The following is a 23227-nucleotide window of genomic DNA, read 5'->3' as shown; positions in this document are numbered from 1 at the left end:
GTTCACTAACAGCAGTTCGTTGGCAGCAGTTCGGTCGGCAGTTCGCTAACCGCGCTTCATTCCGCGCGTCGGGCAAAGCCGCCGTCTGGAGGCTTCACCCACGCGTCTTCAAAGATCAAACGTCACAACGCAACACAGCGACATCGGAGTGCGAACCGATCCGCTGGATCGAAGAGAACTTGCCGGTCTTGCGCAGCGACTCGTCGAGCGGTTCGTAGAAGTAAACCATCGAGTTGCGCTTGCGCTCATCGTAGTCGCCGACATAACCCGACACGATCAACGTGCCGGCCGTCGAACGAGCGAGGAAATCAATCAGCTTGCGATAATCGGTCTCGGTCGGCTGGTGAATCAGCACTTCGAAGCACACGGCCATTTGCCGCGGCGTAAGGACCGGCTGCGGCCTGCTCACATCGATGTGCAGAAACTCCCAGTCCGGACGCGCACGCCGCGCCATTTGCAGCGCTTCGCGCGACGTGTCCAGGCCCAGATAGTTCTGAATCGCGAGTCCCTTGATCATCTCGAGATCGCCGCAGCCGATATCAAGCACGCTTTCCGCGCTTTCGATACCCTGCTGCACAAGCAGTTCACGCTTGTACCGCAGGTTCTCGCCGCGTGAGCCGACGCCGGACCCCCGCTCCGGGAAATGCGCATAGCGCAGATTCCAGAACGTCGTATTTTCAAAGCCCGTGCCGATCTGCTGGTTCGCCACGTCAACTGCGCGACGCTCGAGTTCATTCAACTGCGCCTGCGGCTCCAGTTTCCCGAGCACATTCAGACTCGAATCGTGATAGTGAAGCAGTGCGATGCCGGCGCCGGCATCGAAATACCGATGCTCGCCGTTCATATGCACGTAGTAGTTCACGTTCGACGGCGCGGCGCGATACGGAATGCGGTCCATCACGATCGCGAGCCACATCGATACCTGGTCGACGTGCTGCGCCATGTTGTTGCGCACGAGCGGCTCCTTGTTGTCGAGCAGCCACTGCGCCCAGCGGCGCCACGAGCGGTCGACGATTTCGGCGAGCGCTTTCGGAATACTGTAGAAGCCGCCGTTGCAGTTGCCCGCGAAGGTCGGCGCATGGCCGGCATCGACCGTGCCCACCGGCGGCATCTTATGGAAGCCGGCGGCCCGCCCGATCTCTTCGAGCACCGGCAGCGGAGGTTGCGGGAAATCGACCACTTTCGCGAGCAGTGCGTCTTCACTGAGGAACGGTCGCAGATCCGCAATCGCGATCATATCGGTGTCGAGCAGCACGACATGGTCGAAGTCGAACTGATGCAGATTCACCAGTTGCGCGATCTTGTTGCAGTACCGGCCGTCGCCGAAGCGTTCGATGTCGTGCAGCGTGCAACCGAGCTTGCGGAAGAGGTCACGCGTTTCAGCGCCGACTTCCTTCGTGAACTGCACATTGACGTCCGCCGCGTGATCGCAGCTGTGCTGGATCAGCGAGCGCGCGAGGTGATAGCCCTCGTACGCAAACTTCGGATCGGCATCGACGATAAACGAAAAGATCGTTCGCCCGCGGCGCGCGGCCGCTGGCGCGATTGAGCCAGTGGCCGCCGCCGGCTGCGGTGCGGCGCCGTTCTTTGCGGCGGCGGCCGCCATCGCGGCGGCAACGATCGGCGAGCCGGCCGATGCCTGCGCGAGCACTGGCCGGGTCGCAAGCTGCTGCTGCAAGTCCGCGATGCGCTTGTCGCGCTCCAGAATGGCCTTTTTCGCGGCCTCGAGCATCGCATTCAACAAGCTGGCGTTCTGATAAACACGCAGCAACGGTTCGATATCGGCGAGGAATTGCCGTCCGCTTTCCAGCGCGTCGCGCAATGCCGAATCTTCTTCGCCGGTGCGGCAGACCGTTTCCAATGCCGCGTACAGCGGCTTCACGATGCTCGGCGCCGCACTGACGTCGCTCAGATCAGCCGCCGAGAAGCGCGTATGCCGCAAGTCTTCCGCGAGGAATGACCGCGCGAACTCATCGGCACGCGCCGCATCGATCGGCATCTTCAGCCGGTTCGCGAGCCTCGACAGTTCGCCAGCCGGATCGTCGAGCATCCGGTCATAGTCGACGAATGCGCGCAGCTTCCCTTTGGTCTCGAGCAGCGACGGCACGACGTGCGCAAGCCATAGCGCGTACGCCTGTTCCTCGGACATGTTGTCGCGCTTTTTCAGCGAACGCATGACGCTGATCGGATTGCGCACCGCGATCACATACGCGACCTGCAAGCCAATCTGCTCGAAAACCGGTTGCCAGAACGGCATCAGCCGCGCGAGCCGCGGGTCCTTCAGCGCAAAGGTGCGGCCGGCGCATTTCGCGCGCAACGTGTCGGCCGCGCGCTGACGAAACGCGTCGAGCTTCGCCGGCGCAATGCGATTCAGGCCAACGTCGCCGACCGTGTGCCATTGCGCGCCACCCGCCTCCAGCAGTTCGTGATTGATCTGGAAAACGTCGTAGTCTTCGAAGAAGCCTTTGTCGTTGACGCCGGCCAGCGGCGGCAGCAAGCGGTCGCCGAGCTCGGCGCCGAGCGCCACCATCGCGCGCGTGATTGCGCTGGTTCCGCTGCGGTGCATCCCCAGCACCACCACAAGCTTCCCCGACGTCGGCTGCGCGACGTTTTTGCTGTTGTTCATCCGTTTTCCTGAATTGGGACGGCCGCCGGTTCGCCGCTACATCACGGCACGCACAGCCTCCGACGTTATGCTGGTTTGAGCGCGATCGTTCTGCCAGGTCTGCTGCAGAACGGCCAGTACCTGAAACGCGGCGGTAGTGGGATCGCAGCGGGCGGTCTCGACGCGGATCTCCGGGCTTTCCGGCGACTCGTACGGCGAATCGATGGCGGTGAAGTTTCTCAGTTCGCCACGCCGCGCCTTCCTGTACAGCCCCTTCGGATCGCGCGCCTCGGCAACCTCGAGCGGCGTATCGGCCGGCTGCCCAGCAATGCCGCGCGCGCGGCCCCGGTGACGTCAAGATGCTGCCAATGGACGTCGTTTAACCGCTTCGGTACGCCGACACGCGGGGTATCGCCGTTCGCCCCCTGAACCATCGAAACTACCTCCGTTCTGTTCGGTCTGCGGTCCGACGGCGTGCAGCGCCGCTTCGGTCAATGAACGCCGCGAACGGACGACAGACAGAATGTCGCGATTATCGGTGAGGGACTCGCGCGCCGAAGCGCTGAATAACGCCCGAAAGTCGTCCCAGTTTGATGACAGCCGGATGGATTGCGTTCCGGTGACCGGCGCCGCGAAGGCGCTCAGCGCGGGGCGAGTTACAAGCACATTTTGCGCGCCGGCTTTGGAGGAGGATATTTTGACTGCGTCGCACCGGCTGGTGGGTCATACCAGCCGCCGGCCACGACATCGAACGAGTTTCTTTTGACCCCGCGGCGGCGCGTCACGGTTGTCCGCCACGCCAACCGGCAACCGCAATTGGACCGGCGCGACGTCGGCACGCGTCATTCGCCGCGCAGTTTCCTGCCCTGCTCACGAATCTGTTCCAATGTCGCGCCGGGCGTACTTGCTTCCTTCGGTATCCGAATCTCGATCAGCGCCGGGCGGTTCGCTGCAACCGCGCGTTCGAACGCGGGCATGAATGTCTCTGTCCGCAGCACCGTTTCCCCGTGCGCGCCGAACGACTGCGCGAACGCGGCGAAGTCCGGGTTCGTCAAGCCGGTGCCGTGCACGCGGCCCGGATAGTGCCGCTCCTGATGCATCCGTATCGTGCCGTAGTGACCGTTGTTCACGACGATGAAGATCACAGGCAACGCGTACTGCATCGCGGTCGCAAGTTCGGCGCTAGACATCATGAAGCAGCCGTCGCCCGCGAAGGCGACCACCATCCGTTGCGGATACATCGACTTCGCCGCAATCGCCGCCGGCACGCCATAACCCATCGCACCGCTGGTCGGCGCCAGCTGCGAGCGGAAATGCCGGTACGCGAAATGACGATGTAGCCAGGTCGCGTAATTGCCGGCGCCATTGGTGACGATCGCGTCGTCAGGCAAACGCGCACGCAGTTGTTGAACGATTTCGCCGAGCTGCACGTCGCCCGGAATGGGCCTCGGCGCGCGCCATTCGAGATACGCCCGGTGCGCGTCTTGCGCCGCACCGTGCCACGCGGGCTGCGCAGCGGGGCGCAGCGCCGCGAGCGCGGACGCGATTTCAGGCATGCCGGAGACAATCGGCAAATCCGCCGCATACACGCGCCCGAGTTCGTCCGCGCCCTGGTGCACGTGCACCAGCGTCTGCTTCGTCTTCGGAATGTCGAGCAACGTGTAGCCGCCGGTCGTTGCTTCGCCGAGGCGCGGCCCCAATACGATCAATACATCGGCATCGTGAATCCGTTTGGCCAACGCCGGGTTGATCCCAAGGCCTACGTCGCCCGCGTAGTTCGGATGCTCGTTGTCGAGCGTGTCCTGAAACCGGAACGCGAGGCCTACCGGCAACTGCCACGTTTCGATAAAACGGCGTAAATCCGAGCACGCTTCGGGCGTCCAGCCGCTGCCGCCGGCGATGACCATCGGGCGTTGCGCGTGTTCGAGCAGAGTCTTCATGCGCTCGATCTGCGCATGCGACGGCGACGCGGCGACGCGCTGATACGCCGGCGCGCCCGGCATGCTCGCACACGTATCGCTCAGCACGTCCTCGGGCAACGCCAGCACGACCGGGCCCGGACGGCCCGACGTCGCGGCATGAAATGCGTGGCTCAGATACTCAGGAATGCGCCGTGCGTCGTCGATTTGCGCGACCCACTTCGCCATCTGGCCGAACATCCGCCGGTAGTCGATTTCCTGGAAAGCCTCACGGTCGAGATGCTCGCGCGCGCATTGACCGATCAGCAGGATCATCGGCGTCGAATCCTGAAACGCGGTATGCACGCCAATCGATGCATGCGTTGCGCCCGGTCCGCGCGTGACGATCGCGATACCCGGCCGCCCGGTCAGTTTGCCGACCGCCTCGGCCATATTCGCAGCGGCCGCTTCGTGACGGCAGACAATCGTCTGAATGCGTTCGGTCTCGTCGTGAAGCGAATCGAGCACCGCCAGAAAGCTTTCACCGGGGACGCAGAACACACGCTCGACGCCGTGCGTCAGCAGCGCATCGACGATGAGTCGCGCGCCGGTCGTCGTGGAGACGGAAGAAGCGGAGGAACCTGCGGAAGGGGTCGACTGAGACATCGCGAAAGCGTCCTCGAATGTTGTTGTCGTGCCGGGTCGACCGCGAGTGTCGCCCGGCTGGGCCTGCACAGCTTACGCCGCAACCGCGGCCGCTGTCAGGTCGGGCGATTGCGCATACCTGGGCGCAGCGGCCATGCGTCGCTCATGGGTCAGTTACGCGTCGGCCATGCGTTAGCACTCGATGATGTTCACCGCGAGCCCGCCACGCGACGTTTCCTTGTATTTCGTTTTCATATCCGCGCCGGTTTCGCGCATTGTCTTGATGACCGAGTCGAGCGACACGTAATGGCTGCCGTCGCCGCGCAGCGCCATGCGCGCCGCGTTGACCGCCTTCACCGATGCCATCGCGTTGCGCTCGATGCAAGGGATCTGCACCATCCCGCCGACCGGATCGCAGGTAAGTCCGAGGTTGTGTTCCATGCCGATCTCGGCCGCGTTTTCGACTTGCAGCGGCGTGCCGCCCATCACCGCGGCAAGCGCGCCCGCCGCCATCGAGCACGCGACGCCGACTTCACCCTGGCAGCCGACCTCCGCGCCGGAAATGGATGCGTTCAGCTTGTACAGAATGCCGATCGCCGCGGCGGTCATCAGGAAATCGATCACGCCCTGCTGGTTCGCAGCCGGCGTGAAGCGCGTGTAGTAATGCAGCACCGCCGGGATGATGCCGGCCGCGCCATTGGTCGGCGCCGTGACGACCCGGCCGCCGGCCGCGTTTTCTTCATTGACGGCAATCGCATAGAGATTGATCCAGTCGACCATCGACAGAGGATCCTGCAACGCGCGCTCCGGGTTATTGGTCAGCGCGCGGTACAGCTGCGGCGCACGGCGCTTCACCTGAAACGGACCGGGCAACGTGCCGTCCGCGTCCGGGTTGCCGACACCGCAGCCGCGCGCGACGCAGGACTGCATCACGTCCCATATCTTTAGCAAGCCGGTGCGAATCTCGTCATCGGTATGCCATGCGCGTTCGTTCTCCCACATCAGCTGCGCGACCGACTTGCCGGTCGACTTGCACATCTCGAGCAGTTCGTTGCCGGTGCGGAATGGATGCGCGCGGTCGTCGACGGCGGCCAGCACCTTCGTATTCGGCGCGCCCGCGGTGACCACAAAGCCGCCACCGACCGACAGATACGTCGATTCGCGCAGTGTCTCGCCTTGCGCATCGTACGCGCGCAGTTTGAGTCCGTTCGGATGCTCGGGCAGCGCCTGCCGGTAAAACGCGATGTGTTCTTTCGGTACGAATGGCACGTCGTGCTGGCCAAGCAGCGCAAGCTTGCGCGACGTGCGGATTGCATCGAGGCGCGCGCCGATCGATTGCGGGTCGACGGTGTCGGGGGTTTCGCCGAGCAGGCCGAGCATCACGCCGCGATCGGTGCCGTGGCCCTTGCCGGTTGCGCCAAGCGAGCCATAAAGCTCGACTTTCACCGACGCGGTCGCGGCTAGCAGGCCGTCGCGCTCGAGCCCTTGCGCAAACATCAGGGCCGCGCGCATCGGGCCGACGGTGTGCGAACTGGACGGTCCAATCCCGATTTTGAAAAGGTCGAATACGCTGACTGCCATGACTGCTCCTGCAATGAGTTGTGCGGTGGCGGTCCGCCTCGTGAGCAGCCCGCCGCACTACGCGCGTGCGTTGGTCGCACGCGTTGATCTGCTCGCATCGGCCGCGGATTAGCGGCCATTTCCGCGTGGTTGCCGGCTGGATTATCGCGCCGGCAATGGCAGGCACACGGCGAGCCACGCGGGCGGCGTCGGTGCCAGTTTCAGCGCGATCGGCGTGTATTTGCCGTCGAGCCGCGCGGCGAGATGAAACAGTTCCGCTGCGTCCTTCGGGTCCCACAGGCCCGCGGAGCCGGGCAAACCGGCTTCGCGGCGCTTCGCATCGAACGGCACCTTCGAGTTCACGAATTCATCGTGCGTCTTCGCGCCGGTCGCGTACGGCGTAAGCCACCCGAGCGCCGCGGCCAGCGTCGCACCGCTTGGCGCGCGCAACGTCAGCCAGTTGCGGTTGTGGCGGCGCGCGGCGAGCGCGGCGACCACGAGCGGCTGCAGGTCATACGTCACGTAATGCAGCGCGTCGCGTTCGGTGAAATCGACGGTCGAGCCGTCCGGCGCGATGTTGTCGTTGATATGCTCGATAAAGAGCCGCTGCGCCGCATCGATCATCTTGCGGTTATCGAGCGTAAACGCCGCCATCGCAATCAGTTTGATACGGTGGCTTTGCCAATTGTTGCGGAATGTGCCGCTCAGCGGCCGCGGCTGCGCGTCGATCTGCGCGATATAGCCGTTTGCCAGCTTCGTCAGGAACGCCATCGCCGCGTTGCGCGTTTTGACCGGCAACGCGCTCGCCGTCATGTCATACGCAAGAATCAGCCCCGCGAACGGCGATTCGTCGATCGGGTTGAAGCTCGGCTGGTAGGTCGTCACCCATGCATACAGCACGCGGTCGACGTATTTCAGAAAGCGATCGTCGCCGGTCGCGCGCCACGCTAGTGCGGCGTCGCGCAGCAGTTCGAGATCCTGCTCGGCCGCCTTGCTCTGATCGTAAATGCCTTCGTGCGGCAGCGTGCCCTCGGTGTGCAGCCTCGGCAGCGCCCGCGGCGGATCGCTCAGATGGGCTTGCACGTTGCTGACAAGCGCCTTGACGCCCGGGTCGGCGCTGGTGCGCTCGCTCGATTGCATCGCCGGCGCGGCGCAAAAATTCATCGCCGCGCGTGCCTGCGGCTGATACAGCAACCATGCGACGCAGGCAACGGCCCACGCCAGTACACGTTGATTCCGGAATTGCATCGCTCGCACCTTTCGCACCATCGGATACTCCTTCTTTGTGCAAATTCGGTGTGAGATGTTAGCCGTTCCGGACCCGTAGCGACAGCGATCGACAGCCGCATGGTGCGCGCCGGCAACGCGACGCGCACTGTTCATGGTCCGATCGCCCGCGCAATGCATGGGCCGGCGCGGGTTCGCTTACTCGTAATCCGCGATCGGCACGCACGAGCAGAACAGATTGCGGTCGCCATACGCGTTATCCGCGCGGCCGACCGGCGGCCAGTACTTCCGCGCGACCAGCGCCGGCAGCGGATACGCGGCCGTTTCACGCGAATAGGCATGCTTCCAGGCGTCGGAAATCACCGTTGCGGCCGTATGCGGCGCGTGCTTCAGCGGATTGTCCTCGCGGTCCGCGCGCCCTTCTTCCACCGCGCGGATTTCGTTGCGGATCGCGATCATCGCTTCGATAAAGCGGTCGAGTTCTTCCTTCGATTCCGATTCGGTCGGCTCGACCATCAGCGTGCCCGGCACCGGGAAGCTCATCGTCGGCGCGTGAAAGCCGTAGTCCATCAGGCGCTTCGCGACGTCGTCGACCGAGATGCCGCTCGCGTCCTTGATCGGCCGCAGATCGAGAATGCACTCGTGCGCGACGAGTCCGCCCGGCCCAGCGTACAGCACCGGGAAATGCGGCGCCAGCTTGTTCGCGACGTAGTTCGCGTTCAGGATCGCGGTTTCGCTCGCGGCCGTGAGGTTGTGCGCGCCCATCATCGCGATATACATCCACGAGATCGGCAGGATCGATGCCGAGCCATACGGCGCCGCGGACACCGCGCCGATGCCGTGCGCGTCGCGCTCGTAACCGGTCGACGTCTGGTTAGGCAGGAATTGCGCAAGATGCGCGCCGACGGCCACCGGCCCGACGCCCGGTCCGCCGCCGCCATGCGGGATGCAGAACGTCTTGTGCAGGTTCAGGTGCGACACGTCGCCACCAAACTGACCCGGCGCCGACAGGCCGACCATCGCGTTCATGTTCGCGCCGTCCACATAGACCTGGCCGCCGTGCGCATGCACGATCTCGCAGATCTCGCGCACGTTCTGCTCGAACACGCCATGGGTCGACGGATACGTGATCATGATCGCGGCCAGGTTCTGCGCATGCTGCGCGGCCTTCTTGCGCAGGTCTTCGATATCGACGTTGCCGTGCGCGTCGCACGCGACCACCACGACCTGCATGCCGGCCATCTGTGCGGACGCCGGATTCGTGCCGTGCGCGGACGCCGGAATCAGGCACACGTTGCGGTGGCCTTCGCCGCGCGACGCATGGTACGCGTGGATGATCAACAGGCCCGCGTATTCGCCTTGCGAACCCGCATTCGGTTGCAGCGAAACCGCCGCGTAACCGGTCGCGGCGACCAGCATCTGTTCGAGCTGGTCGATCATTTCGCGGTAGCCGACCGTTTGCTCAGCCGGTGCGAACGGGTGAATCTGACCGAATTCAGGCCACGTGACCGGCAGCATCTCCGAGGTCGCGTTGAGCTTCATCGTGCATGAGCCCAGCGGGATCATCGAGCGGTCGAGCGCGAGGTCCTTGTCGGAAAGACTGCGCAGATAGCGCAGCATTTCCGTTTCCGAATGGTGACGGTTGAATACGTGATGCGTGAGGTAGGCGCTCGTGCGTTCGAGCGTGGCCGGGAACGTGTTCGTGACGCCAAGCTGCGCGTCGAGATCGTCGACTGCCGGCACGTCGCTGACGAATGCCGCTTGCGCGAATGCCGCGAGCAGATCGGCCAGATCCGCGCGGGTCGTCGTTTCGTCGATCGAGACGCCGACGCGCGTGTCGCTGACATGGCGCAGGTTGATGCGCCGTGCGGTCGCCGCGTCATGCAGCGGCTGCGTACGCGCGCCGGTTTCGAATGTCAGCGTGTCGAAGAATGTTTCGTTGACAAGCGTATAGCCAAGCCGCTTCGCGCCTTCGGCAAGCAGCGCGGCAACCCGGTTCACGCGCTGCGCAATCGTCTTCAGGCCGTTCGGGCCATGGTAGACCGCGTACATGCTCGCCATGATCGCGAGCAACGCCTGCGCGGTACACACATTCGACGTCGCCTTTTCGCGGCGGATGTGCTGCTCGCGCGTTTGCAGCGCGAGACGCAGCGCCGGATTGCCCTGTGCGTCGACGGTCACGCCGACCAGACGCCCCGGCATCTGGCGTTTGAATTCGTCGCGCACCGCGAGGTACGCGGCATGCGGGCCGCCGAAACCCACCGGCACGCCAAAACGCTGCGAGTTGCCGACCGCGACGTCCGCGCCCCATTCGGCGGGCGGCGTCAGCATCGTCAGCGCGAGCAGATCGGCGGCGGCAATCACGTGACCGCCGGCCGCATGCACCGCGTCCGCGAGCGCGCGGTAATCGCGCACGTCGCCGTTCGAGCCCGGATACTGGAGCAGCACGCCGAACGCGTCAGCCTTCGCGGCTTCGGCGGCGGGCCCGACCTTCACTTCGATGCCGATCGGCCGCGCACGCGTTTTCACTACTTCGATGGTTTGCGGCAGCACGTCATCGGCTACATAGAACACGTTCGACTTCGATTTGCCGACACGCTGCAACAGCGTCATCGCTTCGGCCGCGGCCGTCGCTTCGTCGAGCAGCGACGCGTTCGACATAGCGAGGCCAGTCAGGTCGACAATCATCTGCTGGTAGTTCAGCAGCGCTTCGAGGCGGCCCTGCGAAATTTCCGGCTGATACGGCGTGTACGCGGTGTACCACGCCGGATTCTCCATCACGTTGCGCAGAATCACGGCCGGCGTGTGGGCGTTGTAATAGCCTTGCCCGATATACGAGCGGAACACCTGGTTCTTGTCCGCCAGCTCGCGCAATGCGGCCAGTGCTTCCGCTTCGCTCTTCGGCTCGGCGAACGGGCCAAGCGGCAGCGCATCGGTGCGGCGGATCGCCTTCGGAATCACCGCATCGATCAGCGCAGCGCGCGACGCAAAGCCGAGTGCGTCGAGCATCGCCCGCTGGTCGGCGGCATCGGGGCCGATGTGCCGTTCAGCGAAGGCGTCGTGCACTTCCAGTGCAGCGAGCGAGAGAGGGGTGCGGTTCATCAGACGGTCCGGGTGTTCGAGCTTCATTAGAAATTCCTGCTGGCGCGGCCTGCCTGGCTGCCTGGTCGTACGGTGGGTCGCTTGTCCCGTTCCGTTTCCGGCCGCCGCGCCTGGTGTTGAAAAATTACTCGCCGATCGACTTGCCGTAGGCGGCGGCGTCCATCAGCCGGTCTTGGGCTGCGCCGGCGGTCGGCTTGATCTTGAACAGCCAGTTTTCATACGGGCCGCTGTTCACTGAATCGGGCGTGTCGACCACGGTCTGGTTCATTTCGATAATCTCGCCGGAAACCGGTGCGTAGATATCGGAAGCGGCCTTGACCGATTCGATGACAGCGACCGTATCGCCCGCCGCGACCGTTTTGCCGAGTTGTTGCACTTCGAAGAAGACGATGTCGCCGAGCGCTTCTTGCGCGTGGTCGGTGATGCCGACCGTCAGCGTGCCGTCCGTCTCGGTGCGGACCCATTCGTGCGATTCGGTGTATTTCAGATCGGCCGGGATGCTCATCGGATGCTCCTATGCGGTTGAATGCGCAATGTGATACGGATTGATGTGAAGGGGGAAACGCGCGCGACGGGCTCCGTGACCAATCGGTGACCGGACCGTCCGCTCAACCGACGAGCACTTTGCCGTTACGCACGAACGGCAGTTTTACCACGCTTGCGGGAAAGGCTCTGTCGCGGATGTGCACATGCACGATATCGCCGGGCTGCACGCCTTTCGGTACGCGCGCGAACGCAATCGATTCCTGCATCGTCGGTGAGAATGTGCCGCTCGTGATCTCGCCGGCGCCCTGCGCGGTATCGACCTTCTGATGCGCGCGCAGCACGCCGGCGGCCTTGCCGTTTTCCTTCTGCAGAATCAGTCCGACGAACGTCCGCTGCGCCCCCTTCGCGTCGAGCGCGGCGCGGCCGACGAAGTCGCGCGGCGCGGTGAGGTCGACGGTCCATGCGAGGCCCGCGTCGAGCGGCGATACCGCATCGTCCATATCCTGGCCGTACAGGTTCATGCCGGCTTCGAGGCGCAGCGTATCGCGCGCGCCGAGGCCGGCCGGGCGCACGCCTTGCTTGTGTAGCGCGTTCCACAGCGCTTCGACGTGCGCGGCCGGCGCGATGATCTCGAAACCGTCTTCGCCCGTGTAGCCGGTGCGCGCGACCGTCAGATCGCCGAACGGCGTATTCGCGACACGCGCCGCGTTGAACGGCTTCAGCGTTTCGGTCGCGGTGCGCGCGGCCGGCACGGTTTGCCAGACCTTTTCGCGCGCTTGCGGACCTTGCACTGCGACGATCGCGAGATCGCGGCGCGGCGTGATCGCCACGCCGAAGCCTCGCTCGGCGTTGAGCTTGTTGAACCACGCAATATCTTTATCTGCGGTCGCCGCATTTACGACGATGCGGAACGCCTCTTCGTCGAAGAAATAGACGATCAGATCGTCGATCACGCCGCCTTCGGGGTTCAACAAGCACGAGTACAGCGCGCGGCCTGGCGTCTGCAGCTTGCCGACGTTGTTCGCCAGCGCGTATTCGAGGAAAGCACGGGTGCGCGGGCCGTTGAGATCGACGGCGCACATATGCGATACGTCGAACATGCCCGCGTCGGTACGCACCGCGCGATGTTCTTCGATCTGCGAGCCGTAATTGACAGGCATGTCCCAGCCGCCGAAATCGACCATGCGCGCGTTGAGCGCACGGTGCGTGGCGTTGAGCGGAGTGCGTTTGAGTTCGGTCATCGGGGCCTCTGGCCTGCTCAGGTGTGTCGACGGATTGGGAGCCATGCGGTGCAGCGTCGCAGCCAGGTGACCCTTCGGCTAACGAGCGATACTTGCATGCCCCCTCTGTCCTCGATACCTGAGAGATTGCGCTGCCGTTGACGCAACTGACGTTGCACAGCAAACGCGCGCCCCTTCGGTGGGCAGCCTGCGTGCACTGCACGCTACTGCCGCTCTCCAGAGTGCGAAAAACCGATGCCCGATTGGTTGTGTGACCGTTGGCCAGGCGGGTTTTTCGACGCGGTCGGTCCTTTTGCCTGAGAGTTTGCGGGTGTGCCCCTTCGGCGGCGCGGCCATGCATTGCCTGTATTGCGGTACGGCTTTTGCGTTGCGGCCAGCGCGCTCTCCCGACGCGTGCGGCGAATGTACGCGACGGTCCGAGGCTTGTCAATTGAAGGTTTCGACGCCCGAACCGGCGTGCGGTAGGCGCATGCGGCAATGGGTCCGGCGTCGGGAATACGGGCTGCGGCACGCGCAAAAAAAGCGCGGAACCCGCGAGGGTCCGCGCTTCACGTGGTTCGCTCAAACGGAATCAGCGGTTTATCGCAATCGCCGTCGAGTCCAGTTCTTCGTTCAACGTGCGCTGTTCGTCGCCGGACAGGCCGCCGCCGCGGTGTTCAGCCATCTCGCGCGCCTGATGACGGATCACGTCGAGGCGCCGATGCAGCGCGCCGCCTTCGGGCGGCGGATAGTAGCCCTGGTTCACGCGGGCGTCGATATGGCGGCTCATATTATTGATTCGCCCATCGACCTGTTCGAAGCGCTGCATCGCGACTTGATGCGGATCCGGGCCGGGACCGGGCGCTGCGCCCTGCGGCTGTGCGACCACGCAGGCGGCCAGCGATGAAACCAGCGCGCAGCAGCCGAGTGCGCGAACGATGCGTTGCATGGAATGCTCTCCTTATCGAGGGTTGTTCGTTCTGTTCGATAAGGGGAAGCAACGGTCGATTGACGGCGCGCGATGACGCGCCGGCTGCACGTTTGTGTAACGGGTTGTTGCTGGATGCGCGAAGGCGCGCGAATCGAAGCCGTGCATCGAAACCCGATTGTCAGCCGTTGCGCGCGAATCGCAAGCGTGCGCCTTCGTGGTTGCTGCGGTGAGCGAGTTCGATCACGGTCATTACATCGACTGCATCTTGCGCGCTGACCGGGAACGGCGTGCCGTCCTGAATCGATGCGGCTAAAGCGCGATAAAAGTCCGCGTAGGCACCGTCGAGCGTCGACGATCTGCGTTCGACTTCGTGCTCGCCTTCGAGCACCCGCAGCGTGCCCGCTTCATTGCCGCCGCCGAAGCCCGCGTCGCCGGGGCGCAGGCCCGCTTTCAACTGGTCCTCCTGGGTATCGAGACCGTATTTCACGTAGCTGCCGCGTGTGCCGTGAATCGTAAAGCGTGGCGCGACAATCGCGGTCAGTGCGCTCGCGTGCAGCGCGACTTCATGCGCGGCATAGCCCAGCTGCAGATGCACGTAATCGGGCGCGCTCGCCTGATCGCGATGCGCTCTTACCGTCGCGTACACCGTTTCCGGCGCGCCGAACAGCACCAGCGCCTGGTCGATCAGATGCGGGCCGAGATCGAACAGCAGACCGCCGCCGCGCGTGGCGTCTTCGCGCCAGCGCTGACGGATGACCGGGCGAAAGCGGTCGAAATGCGATTCGAAATGCGTGACGCGGCCGAGTTCACCGCTCTGGAGCAACGCGCGCACGGTCATGAAGTCACCGTCCCAGCGGCGGTTGTGAAACGGTGCGAACACGAGGTGGCGGCTTTGCGCGAGATTCGCGAGCGTGCGCGCGTCGGCGGCGCTCAACGTGACCGGCTTGTCGACCACGACATGCTTGCCCGCTTCGAGCGTGCGCCTGGCGAGCTCGAAGTGCGTGTCGTTCGGCGTCGCGATGACCACGCATTCGACATCGGCCAGCGCAAGCAGCGCGTCGAGATCCGGCACGATCGCCGCTTGCGGAAAGTTCGCGCGCGCGGTGTCCGGCTGGCCCGTTGCGATCGCGGCGACCTGCGCGCGGCCACAGTGTTCGATCACCGGCGCGTGAAACGTCGCTCCGGCAAACCCGTAGCCCATGAGGCCAATTTTCAGCGGTGAGCGCATGCCAGCTTCCTGTTCGTCCGAAATGGCGCGCGGCGAAAGCCGCGCGCAACCCGCAGATTGTGGCATGCGCGGTCGAGATTCACGCCGTGTTTCCGCCAGGCTGGGCCGCACGTCCTGCGGCGCGTGTGTTCATCGATTTCCCTAGTGGATTAACTCCGGCCGGTTTCGCTCGACGTCGGGTTGAAGACGCAGGGTTGAAGCGCAGTTCGGTATGCGTGTCAGGCATAAACGACAAATATCCGGATAGGGAGTAATCCTCGAATATGCGTATCGCGCATAACGATGCGCCATCGCCCGCCACCGGCGCGCATAAACCGGGAAAGTGCGCTTTGCCGTTCGACGCCCACCAGCAAAATCGCCGACAATGTGCGCGGCCTGCACGACTCGACGCGGCGCATCAACACAGGAGACAGATGAATGAAATGCACGATCGTAGGGTCCCGCTATTTCGGCGCGTCGGTGCTAGAAGCGTTTCGGGCTGACGGTATTGAGATTGCCGGCGTGGTCGCGCCTGCGGCCGATGATCGTCTTGCTGTCGCGGCCCGCGCGGCCGGCCTGCCGACGGCGATTCACGACAACCCAAGGCTTGTCGAAGCCAGCGCGATACCGGAAGACACCGGTCTGATCATCGCCGCGCACACCCATGCGCGCGTGACCGATGACGCGCTCGCGCGATCGCGTCTGGGCGGCGTCGGCTATCACCCTTCGCTGTTGCCGCGCCACCGCGGCATCGCAGCGGTCGAATGGACCATTCTCGAAGGCGATCCGATTGCGGGCGGCTCGGTCTATCACCTGTCGCACGGCTGGGACGCCGGCGCGATTGCGGCGCAGGACTGGTGCTTCGTCAAGAAGGGCGAAACCGCACGCGAGCTGTGGGAGCGCGCGCTCGCGCCGATGGGACTGGCGCTGCTGCTGCGTGTTGCGCATCACGCGCGCGAGCACGGCGCGTTGCCGGCGTCCACGCAGGACGAGCAATTCGCGACGCGTGCACCGATCATCCGCCGGCGCATCGAACTCACCGAGGAGACGCCGGGGCCGCTGGCGACGATGGTCGTCACTGCGATCGGCGCCGATCGTCCCGGCATCGTCAATCAGCTTTCGGAGCGCGCGCGGGCATTCGGCGCGAACTGGATGGGCAGCCGCATGGCCAGTCTTGGCAGCCAGTTCGCGGGCATGGTTCAGCTCGAAGTCGCGCAGCGTCATGCGGACGCGCTCACTACCGCGTTACGCGATCTCGAAAGCGCGGGGCTGCGCCTCGTGATCGCGCGCAGCGACCTGCCGGCGCTCGCGCACGGCCGGCGCCGCGTGTCGCTGGAACTGACGGCGCCCGACCGTCCAGGCATCGTGCAGGATCTGTCGGCCAGTCTGTCGGCGCACGACATCAGCATCGAGGAACTGAACACGGAGCTCGCGCACGCGCCTGCCGGGCCACATCAGTTCGGCGTCAAGGCGGTGCTCGCGGTGCCCGACACGATGTCGATCGATGCGCTGCGCGCGCTGCTCGAATCGCTGGCGGCCGAATTGATGGCCGATATGGCGTTGGGTGAAGGCAGCGCATGATCGCGCATGGCTGAATTCCCGGCGCGCGCCCTGAAAATTGGCGACGATCTGAGGTAGGTGCGGGGCGGCGCGGTACGCAGCGCTACGACCGAAGTCCTGTTCCGAAGCGCGTCGATGCGTGCTTCGGGATCGCGTTGCCGGCACGGTATCCGTGGGGCTTCCATGTTAACATCGCGGGTCCGTTGCGAGCGGCAGCGCGGGTCACGCGTTAGCGCCAATGCGCGGCGCACTGTTCGTGCGCTTTTCGTTGACCCGCCAATCCGCCACTCGCAGCAGCCTATGTCACGCGCCGCGCAATCGCCGCCGCGCCCATCCTTGCCGAATCCACCCACTGACGATGTCCGCAGGCCTTAACCCCGCGCAAAGCGAAGCGGTGCGCTATCTCGACGGTCCCTGTCTCGTGCTTGCCGGCGCGGGCAGCGGCAAAACACGCGTGATCACGCAGAAAATCGCGCATCTGATCGAAGCGAAAGGCTTCGAGCCGCGCCATATCGCCGCCGTCACCTTCACCAACAAGGCCGCTGCGGAAATGCGCGAGCGCGTCGGCAAGCTGCTCGAAGGCAAGACGCTCACCGCGCCGGGCAAGGAAGGCCGCAAGGTGCCGGTCAACCAGTTGACGGTGTGCACGTTCCACTCGCTCGGCGTGCAGATTCTGCGTCAGGAAGCGGAGCACGTCGGGCTGAAGCCGCAGTTCTCGATCATGGATGCGGACGACTGCTTCGGCATGATCCAGGAGCAGGTCGGGTCGACCGATAAAGGGTTTATTCGCAAGGTCCAGTCGATCATTTCGCTGTGGAAAAACGGGCTCGTGATGCCTGAAGAGGCGATGGCGATCGCATCGAATGAAGACGAACACCAGGCGGCGATTGTTTATCGCAACTACGTCGCGACGCTGCACGCGTATCAGGCCGTCGATTTCGACGATCTGATCCGGCTGCCCGCCGAACTCTTTGCCCAGAACGAGGCGGTGCGCGACCGATGGCAGAACAAGCTGCGCTATCTGCTGATCGACGAGTATCAGGACACGAACGCGTGCCAGTATGAATTGCTGAAGCAGCTGGCCGGGCCGCGCGCGGCGTTTACCGCGGTCGGCGACGACGATCAGGCGATTTACGGCTGGCGCGGCGCGACGCTCGAAAATCTCGCGCAGCTCGGCAAGGACTTTCCGAAGCTGCACGTGATCAAGCTCGAGCAGAACTATCGTTCGACGGTGCGCATTCTGACCGCCGCGAACAACGTGATCGCGAACAACCCGAAGCTGTTCGAAAAGAAGCTGTGGTCCGAACACGGGATGGGCGATTCGATCACCGTCACGCCGTGCAACGACGAGGAACACGAAGCGGAGTCGGTGGTGTTCCGGCTGTCCGCGCACAAGTTCGAACGGCGCGCGCAGTTTCGCGATTACGCGATTCTGTATCGCGGTAATTTTCAGGCGCGCATCTTCGAGCAGGTGTTGCGGCGTGAGCGGATTCCGTACGTGCTTTCGGGCGGACAATCATTCTTCGATCGCGCCGAAATCAAGGATATTTGCGCGTACCTGCGGCTGATCGCGAATGCCGACGACGACCCCGCATTTATCCGCGCGATTACCACGCCGCGGCGCGGTGTCGGCAATACGACGCTCGAAGCGCTCGGCGCGTTCGCGGGACAGGCGAAGGTGTCGCTATTCGAAGCGGTGTATATGGGCGGCATTGAAGCGCGGCTGTCCGAGCGGCAGGTCGAGCCGCTGCGCGCGTTCTGCGACTTCATTCAGCGTCTGACCGATCGCGCGGATAAAGATCCGGCGACCACCTTGCTGGACGACATGATGGAGGCGATTCATTACGAGGCCTATCTGTACGACGCGTTCGACGAACGGCAGGCACAGACGAAATGGCAGAACGTGCTGGAGTTTCTCGAATGGCTGAAGCGCAAGGGCACGAAGCCGGAGCGTGAGATCACCGAAGACGGTGACGCGACCGGCTACGACAACGCGGACGGCCTCGCGGACACCGGCAAGAACCTGCTCGGGCTGATCCAGACCGTTGCGCTGATGTCGATGCTCGAAGGCAAGGACGAAGACCCGGACGCGGTGCGGCTATCGACCGTGCATGCATCGAAGGGACTGGAGTATCCGCATGTGTTTCTGGTCGGCGTCGAGGAAGGGATCATGCCGCACCGCGGCGGCGCCGACGACGATGGACCGGTCGACGATGCGCGCATCGAGGAAGAGCGCCGGCTGATGTACGTCGCGATTACGCGCGCGCAGCGCAGTCTGCATCTGAACTGGTGCAAGAAGCGCAAGCGTGCGCGGGAGACGGTGGTGTGCGAAGCGTCGCGGTTTATTCCTGAGATGGGTCTTGATGACGCGCCACCGCCGACCGCGGAAGAAGCGCCGATGACGCCGAAGGACCGGCTCGCGAGTTTGAAGGCGCTGTTGCAGAAGGGTTGAGCGGCGCGGCTGTCAATGAAAAATCCCTGCGAAGGTTTGAACGGCCTTCGCAGGGATTTTGTTTTTTTCGTTGCAGCTTTGCTGCTGCTGGCCGCGGCTTATTTGACCTGACTGATCATGTAGTCGACGGCCGCTTTGACGTCCGCGTCGGACGCGTTCGAACCGCCCTTTGGCGGCATCGCGCCCTTGCCGTGCAACGCATAGTTGTAGATCGTGTCGATCGGGTCTTTCAGGCGCGGCGCCCAGGCTTCCTTGTCGCCGAACTTCGGCGCATTCAGCACGCCAGCGGCGTGACATGCCTGACAGACCGACTGATACAGCGCCTTGCCGGCCTGCGACGCATCCGCGGTCGTCTGTGCGGCGCCGCCGGTGGCCGGCGCGGCGCTTTGCGGCACGCTAGCCAGCGCGGCGACTGCGGCTGCGGCTTGTGCGGCGCCTTGATCGGAAGCGGCGGGACCGGATGCGGCTTCAGCACCGGACGCTGCCGCGGCGCCCGATGCCGCGCCTGCGGCCGGCGCGCCCGGCACCGGCTTCGGCGGGTTTTCGAAGTGAGCGCCGGCGTTATTCGCCATGTACGCGACCGCGAGGCCGATTTCATAGTCGCTGTAGTCATCGGGGCTGGTGCCACCGCGCGGCGGCATTGCGCCTTTGCCGGTCAGCGCGGTGTGCCAGAGCGTATCGAAGCCTTGCGCGATGCGCGGCGCCCAGTCGCCGGTATTGGTGAATTTCGGGGCGCCGGCGGCACCGGACGCGTGACAGGCGGAGCAAACGGCCTTGTACACCTCTTCACCGGTCTTGAAGGTGCGCGGCGCATTCGCGTCGCGGATTTCGACCTGACCGATTGGGGCGACGCGCTTGGCCACTTCGGCATCGGACAGGCCATCTGTTCCAGCGCCGGTGCGCGTCGAACTATCGACGTAGTGAGCAAGCAGAATGATGACGATGATGGGGATAGCAAAGGCAGCGATGACCGCGGCGATCAGCTGTCCTGGTGTTTTGATCGGGGCTCCGTGTGGTGCTTCGCTCATGCTTGTCTCGTCTCCCGTGGGTATTGTGAGCGGTACAGCGCGACGGCAACGACTTTATTGTGATCAGGCCACGGACGATTATAGACGGAAGGTTTCGGCGTCGGTGCGGGTGCGGGATGGGTGTTCAGCAGGCGTTTACCCGCAGTTTGTTGCGGGTTTTTAATCGAATGGGTGGCGGTTCGATGCGGCGGGAATGGCTGCGGGCGGGCCTCGCGGTGGACGGGTCATGCGAAAACGGGTATCCTTGCGGTCTTGCCCGGCGCTGGGTTTTGCTTGTTTTTGTTGGATCTCCGCGCTGACGCATTTCCCTCCTGCACGCGCCCGTAGCTCAATGGATAGAGTACTGCCCTCCGAAGGCAGGGGTTGCTGGTTCGATCCCAGCCGGGCGCGCCAAAATTCGAAGTGATGCTAGGTAGATGAAACCTAGGAAAATCAAGGCCCTAAGGCAAATGCCGAGGGCCTTTTTTCATTTCGGGCGCCGCCGGAAACCCTGCTTTATGCGCCATTTGGCGGAGAAGTGGCGGAGTTGAGAATAGTCCAGACGCAACAAGAATTACTCAATGTCTGGAGCAGAGATGGCAGGAATCTGGAAACGGGGCAACTACTGGCGAGCCGAGATTCGTCGCGTGGGCTATCCGTCACAATGGAGTACGTTCGATACGAAGGCCGAAGCGGAAGCATGGGCTCGCCGTATCGAATCGGAGATGGATCGGGGAGTCTTCGTCGATCGCACTGAAGCCGAGCGCAATACGTTTGAAGACTTGCTGCGGCGCTATGCCGAAGAGGTCTCGCCTCTGAAGAAGGGCGGCGCTGATGAAATCTTGCGAATTAAAAAAGTCTGTCGGGACCCGATCGCTCAATACAAGGTGGCGGCGCTTAGCGGCAAGGTCTTTGCCGACTACCGAGATCGGCGGCTCAAGGGTGATGCGAAGCATCGTCCGGTTACAGGATCGACGGTTAATCGGGAGCTGACGTTACTGAGCCACGTGTTGAATGTGGCCCGGAAAGAATGGGGTGTGCACCTGGACGTTAATCCGGTTTCCATCATTCGTCGCCCAAGGGAAAACCGTGCCCGTACCCGTCGGCTGTTGGCCGGTGAGGAGCAACGCATCCTTGCTGCACTGGAAACGCTGGAATCAAACCAGCGCGACGACCATGGCCGATTCGCAGATGGATGCCGCAATGCGTTGGTCAGACCGATCGTCATGCTCGCAATTGAGACAGCGATGCGTCGAGGGGAGATCCTCTCGCTTTGCTGGACTGACGTCTTTCTTAACGAGCGTTTCGTACGTCTTCACGACACCAAAAATGGCGAAACGCGAGATGTGCCGCTTTCGACCCGCGCGGTGGAAATCCTCAAAAATCTGTCCCGACACGAGAGCGGCCGTGTATTTCCCACGACGGGGGAGGCACTGAAGCGGGTGTTCATGCGCGCATGCAAACGTGCCGGTATCGAGGATTTGCACTTTCACGATCTACGCCATGAGGCGACGTCTCGTATTGCAGAGCGACTCGACAACATTCTGGAGCTATCGGCTGTGACGGGGCATCGATCGATCCACATGCTCAAGATCTACTATAACCCGCGTGCATCCGACCTAGCAAAAAAACTGGGCTAGCAGTTCTGCGGCAATCGGCGCGATTGGGCTGGAATCAAAACCCTCCCTTATGCGCCATGTACGGCTCTACGCGCCGGAACATAGGATTTGCTCAACGTAACTCAACTCAGAGAGACGTGATTCACCCGGAAGCGATATCGCACGACGGTGAGTTGAGTCGCTCAACTCACGCAACGGGAGGGGCAATGATCCTGCTGATCGCAGCAGAAAAAGGTGGCGTGGGCAAATCGACCATCGGCACGAATCTGGCCGTGCATCTGGCCCATGGTGGGGTGGATGTGGTCCTCCTGGACACTGACGGACAGGCTACGGCGGCCCGATTCGTTGAGCGGCGTGATGAGGCTGGTATCACGCCCGCCGTGCCATGCGTTCAGCGTACGGGCGACGTCGCCTCGACGCTGCGCGACCTCGCGAATCGCTATCAGGTGGTCGTAGTTGATGCCGGCGGTCGCGATTCGCGCGAAATGCGCTCCGCAATGGCCGTCGCGAATCTGCTGCTGGTTCCGACCAAGGCCAGTCAAGCCGACTTAGAGACGTTCTCGAAGATTAACGAACTGATCGGCCTAGCACGCGGACTGAATCCCGAACTGAAGGCGGTGGCGCTCCTCTCGATCGCGCCGACCAACCCCGTAATTCGTGAGGTCGAGGACGCGCGAGAGCTACTAGCCGAATTCGCCCAGCTAGAACTGGCCGATACGATCATTCGCGATCGCAAGGTCTATCGCGATGCCCTTCTCGCGGGCAAGGGCGTCATCGAACTCGACAACAGCCAGGCACGTGCGGAAATCCAGCTTCTGGCGCAGGAATTTTTTGAACTCAACTGACCGGATGCGCGATGACCAGCAAATTCAAACTTCAACCATACAACGCCCGCCCAGAACTGCGCCCGAACAGCCCAGAGGAATTTTCCAACGACGCCGGAATGGTCCGCTCACAGCTGCCGTCGCGAGCTCTGAAGCCAGTGCGCCTGAACATCGACTTGACGCCGGATTTTCATGAACGGGTGAAACGACGTGCGGCCGATCTGCGGCTCACGGGGGCGCAGTATGTTCGGGAATTGATATCGAAGGATCTGCAAGACCCAATTCTGGAGTAATGCCACTCAACGGCGAGTTACGTAACTCAACTCAGCGCGAAGGAACGTAGCTCAACTTACCTGCAAGGTCGGGCGCAGCCGGGCCGGCCAGATCATCGTCTACCTGACGGAGTAAAGACATGAAGATCGAAAAGATTCTCTCGGAACGAGACAGATCGAGCATCGCTAAAGCCCTTCGTGAACTGCTCGAAGAGCTAACTGACGGAGGCTTGATCGACTTGGAAACAAATAAAGTCGGCTTGGCATTCTTTCCCAAGTGTCACGCGCTCGTACTCGCAACCGGCTATACCGATTTCAATCTGAGGAGCAACCGGATGATTGCGCATTGGGGACCGGGTGTGCAACTTCAGGGTGGGGGAAATGAAGAGCTGGAATCGCTCCACCTCCGGGAACCGATAGGGGAAGACGCCGACGCTTATGAAACGAGATACCAGCAAAAAATGGACGACCCCGGTTGGGTTAAAGCGGTAGGCGGGAACATCCGCTCGCGCATGCTCAAAGAATCGGAATTGGAGAGGTTTGCGGACGAGTGCATCTTCGCGTGGGAAAGCTACCAAGCCGCAGAGCTGGGCTAACTCTGCGCAAGCGGCA

General features: G+C 63.3%; 16 protein-coding genes, 1 tRNA gene, 1 pseudogene and 2 riboswitches. Of the genes and pseudogenes, 7 read left to right on the top strand and 11 right to left on the bottom strand.

Translation table 11 applies throughout. The annotated features are described in order from the left end of the window. Positions 1-115 precede the first annotated feature (115 nt). The 10 genes and pseudogenes from BX592_RS10105 to BX592_RS10060 all read right to left on the bottom strand — a co-directional run bounded on the left by BX592_RS10105 (position 116) and on the right by BX592_RS10060 (position 14902). A complete protein-coding gene (locus BX592_RS10105) occupies positions 116-2626 on the bottom strand; it encodes a hypothetical protein (RefSeq protein WP_134191625.1) in 2511 nt (836 codons plus the stop codon). A gap of 36 nt (positions 2627-2662) precedes the next feature. Next, positions 2663-2953: pseudogene (locus BX592_RS10100) on the bottom strand (adenylyl-sulfate kinase); the annotation flags it as partial. 494 nt (positions 2954-3447) lie between these two features. Then, the gene (locus BX592_RS10095) at positions 3448-5169 is read right to left on the bottom strand and encodes a thiamine pyrophosphate-binding protein (RefSeq protein WP_134191624.1); all 1722 of its coding nucleotides are present in this window, start codon (positions 5167-5169) and stop codon (positions 3448-3450) included. A 171-nt stretch (positions 5170-5340) separates the two neighbouring features. Continuing rightward, positions 5341-6729 (bottom strand): L-serine ammonia-lyase, encoded by a 1389-nt coding sequence (locus BX592_RS10090; RefSeq protein ID WP_134191623.1) that lies wholly within the window; start codon positions 6727-6729, stop codon positions 5341-5343. 141 nt (positions 6730-6870) lie between these two features. Beyond that, positions 6871-7977, bottom strand: a complete 1107-nt coding sequence (locus BX592_RS10085) for an alginate lyase family protein (RefSeq protein WP_134191622.1) — start codon at positions 7975-7977, stop codon at positions 6871-6873. Positions 7978-8133: 156 nt separating this feature from the next. Further along, positions 8134-11064 carry an aminomethyl-transferring glycine dehydrogenase gene (gene gcvP, locus BX592_RS10080; RefSeq protein WP_134191621.1) on the bottom strand — a complete coding sequence of 977 codons (2931 nt, stop codon included), beginning with the start codon at positions 11062-11064 and terminating at the stop codon, positions 8134-8136. 97 nt (positions 11065-11161) lie between these two features. Then, entirely contained in the window at positions 11162-11542 is a 381-nt protein-coding gene (gene gcvH / locus BX592_RS10075; RefSeq protein ID WP_134191620.1) for a glycine cleavage system protein GcvH, read from the bottom strand. A 103-nt stretch (positions 11543-11645) separates the two neighbouring features. Continuing rightward, positions 11646-12764 (bottom strand): glycine cleavage system aminomethyltransferase GcvT, encoded by a 1119-nt coding sequence (gene gcvT / locus BX592_RS10070; protein ID WP_134191619.1) that lies wholly within the window; start codon positions 12762-12764, stop codon positions 11646-11648. 95 nt (positions 12765-12859) lie between these two features. Beyond that, a riboswitch (glycine riboswitch) is annotated at positions 12860-12994 on the bottom strand. A 44-nt stretch (positions 12995-13038) separates the two neighbouring features. Continuing rightward, a riboswitch (glycine riboswitch) is annotated at positions 13039-13163 on the bottom strand. Between the two features lie 172 nt (positions 13164-13335). Further along, entirely contained in the window at positions 13336-13692 is a 357-nt protein-coding gene (locus tag BX592_RS10065) for a hypothetical protein (RefSeq protein ID WP_134191618.1), read from the bottom strand. Between the two features lie 160 nt (positions 13693-13852). After that, positions 13853-14902 carry an oxidoreductase gene (locus BX592_RS10060; protein WP_134191617.1) on the bottom strand — a complete coding sequence of 350 codons (1050 nt, stop codon included), beginning with the start codon at positions 14900-14902 and terminating at the stop codon, positions 13853-13855. Positions 14903-15319: 417 nt separating this feature from the next. Between BX592_RS10060 and BX592_RS10055 the strand changes: the two genes are divergently transcribed. Both BX592_RS10055 and BX592_RS10050 read left to right on the top strand, forming a co-directional pair. Next, entirely contained in the window at positions 15320-16462 is a 1143-nt protein-coding gene (locus BX592_RS10055; protein ID WP_134191616.1) for an ACT domain-containing protein, read from the top strand. Positions 16463-16799: 337 nt separating this feature from the next. Continuing rightward, positions 16800-18893 carry a UvrD-helicase domain-containing protein gene (locus BX592_RS10050; RefSeq protein ID WP_134191615.1) on the top strand — a complete coding sequence of 698 codons (2094 nt, stop codon included), beginning with the start codon at positions 16800-16802 and terminating at the stop codon, positions 18891-18893. 98 nt (positions 18894-18991) lie between these two features. On the opposite strand, the gene BX592_RS10045 is transcribed toward BX592_RS10050, so the two are convergent. Continuing rightward, positions 18992-19921 carry a c-type cytochrome gene (locus BX592_RS10045; protein WP_134191614.1) on the bottom strand — a complete coding sequence of 310 codons (930 nt, stop codon included), beginning with the start codon at positions 19919-19921 and terminating at the stop codon, positions 18992-18994. Positions 19922-20238: 317 nt separating this feature from the next. Here BX592_RS10045 and BX592_RS10040 point away from each other — a divergent pair. The 5 genes from BX592_RS10040 to BX592_RS10020 all read left to right on the top strand — a co-directional run bounded on the left by BX592_RS10040 (position 20239) and on the right by BX592_RS10020 (position 23211). Further along, positions 20239-20314 (top strand) — tRNA-Arg (locus BX592_RS10040). 182 nt (positions 20315-20496) lie between these two features. Beyond that, positions 20497-21540 carry an integrase gene (locus BX592_RS10035; protein WP_134191613.1) on the top strand — a complete coding sequence of 348 codons (1044 nt, stop codon included), beginning with the start codon at positions 20497-20499 and terminating at the stop codon, positions 21538-21540. 185 nt (positions 21541-21725) lie between these two features. Continuing rightward, positions 21726-22364, top strand: a complete 639-nt coding sequence (locus tag BX592_RS10030) for a division plane positioning ATPase MipZ (RefSeq protein WP_134191612.1) — start codon at positions 21726-21728, stop codon at positions 22362-22364. A gap of 11 nt (positions 22365-22375) precedes the next feature. Further along, on the top strand, positions 22376-22636 hold the full coding sequence (locus tag BX592_RS10025; RefSeq protein WP_134191611.1) for a hypothetical protein: 261 nt from the start codon (positions 22376-22378) through the stop codon (positions 22634-22636). A gap of 119 nt (positions 22637-22755) precedes the next feature. Continuing rightward, a complete protein-coding gene (locus tag BX592_RS10020; protein WP_134191610.1) occupies positions 22756-23211 on the top strand; it encodes a hypothetical protein in 456 nt (151 codons plus the stop codon). The last annotated feature ends 16 nt before the right edge of the window (positions 23212-23227 follow it).

The sequence above is a fragment of the Paraburkholderia rhizosphaerae genome, assembly GCF_004366595.1.
GTDB classification, from domain to species: domain Bacteria; phylum Pseudomonadota; class Gammaproteobacteria; order Burkholderiales; family Burkholderiaceae; genus Paraburkholderia; species Paraburkholderia rhizosphaerae.
The sequence above is the reverse complement of the archived record's forward strand: the minus strand, read 5'-3'. Positions and strand labels throughout refer to the sequence as shown.

What these genes read in the sequence shown, in the direction of transcription:
- BX592_RS10105 (WP_134191625.1), bottom strand. Translation starts at nt 2,626, where the DNA reads ATGAACAACAGCAAAAACGTCGCGCAGCCGACGTCGGGGAAGCTTGTG.
- BX592_RS10095 (WP_134191624.1), bottom strand. Translation starts at nt 5,169, where the DNA reads ATGTCTCAGTCGACCCCTTCCGCAGGTTCCTCCGCTTCTTCCGTCTCC.
- BX592_RS10090 (WP_134191623.1), bottom strand. Translation starts at nt 6,729, where the DNA reads ATGGCAGTCAGCGTATTCGACCTTTTCAAAATCGGGATTGGACCGTCC.
- BX592_RS10085 (WP_134191622.1), bottom strand. Translation starts at nt 7,977, where the DNA reads ATGGTGCGAAAGGTGCGAGCGATGCAATTCCGGAATCAACGTGTACTG.
- gcvP (WP_134191621.1), bottom strand. Translation starts at nt 11,064, where the DNA reads ATGAAGCTCGAACACCCGGACCGTCTGATGAACCGCACCCCTCTCTCG.
- gcvH (WP_134191620.1), bottom strand. Translation starts at nt 11,542, where the DNA reads ATGAGCATCCCGGCCGATCTGAAATACACCGAATCGCACGAATGGGTC.
- gcvT (WP_134191619.1), bottom strand. Translation starts at nt 12,764, where the DNA reads ATGACCGAACTCAAACGCACTCCGCTCAACGCCACGCACCGTGCGCTC.
- BX592_RS10065 (WP_134191618.1), bottom strand. Translation starts at nt 13,692, where the DNA reads ATGCAACGCATCGTTCGCGCACTCGGCTGCTGCGCGCTGGTTTCATCG.
- BX592_RS10060 (WP_134191617.1), bottom strand. Translation starts at nt 14,902, where the DNA reads ATGCGCTCACCGCTGAAAATTGGCCTCATGGGCTACGGGTTTGCCGGA.
- BX592_RS10055 (WP_134191616.1), top strand. Translation starts at nt 15,320, where the DNA reads ATGAAATGCACGATCGTAGGGTCCCGCTATTTCGGCGCGTCGGTGCTA.
- BX592_RS10050 (WP_134191615.1), top strand. Translation starts at nt 16,800, where the DNA reads ATGTCCGCAGGCCTTAACCCCGCGCAAAGCGAAGCGGTGCGCTATCTC.
- BX592_RS10045 (WP_134191614.1), bottom strand. Translation starts at nt 19,921, where the DNA reads ATGAGCGAAGCACCACACGGAGCCCCGATCAAAACACCAGGACAGCTG.
- BX592_RS10035 (WP_134191613.1), top strand. Translation starts at nt 20,497, where the DNA reads ATGGCAGGAATCTGGAAACGGGGCAACTACTGGCGAGCCGAGATTCGT.
- BX592_RS10030 (WP_134191612.1), top strand. Translation starts at nt 21,726, where the DNA reads ATGATCCTGCTGATCGCAGCAGAAAAAGGTGGCGTGGGCAAATCGACC.
- BX592_RS10025 (WP_134191611.1), top strand. Translation starts at nt 22,376, where the DNA reads ATGACCAGCAAATTCAAACTTCAACCATACAACGCCCGCCCAGAACTG.
- BX592_RS10020 (WP_134191610.1), top strand. Translation starts at nt 22,756, where the DNA reads ATGAAGATCGAAAAGATTCTCTCGGAACGAGACAGATCGAGCATCGCT.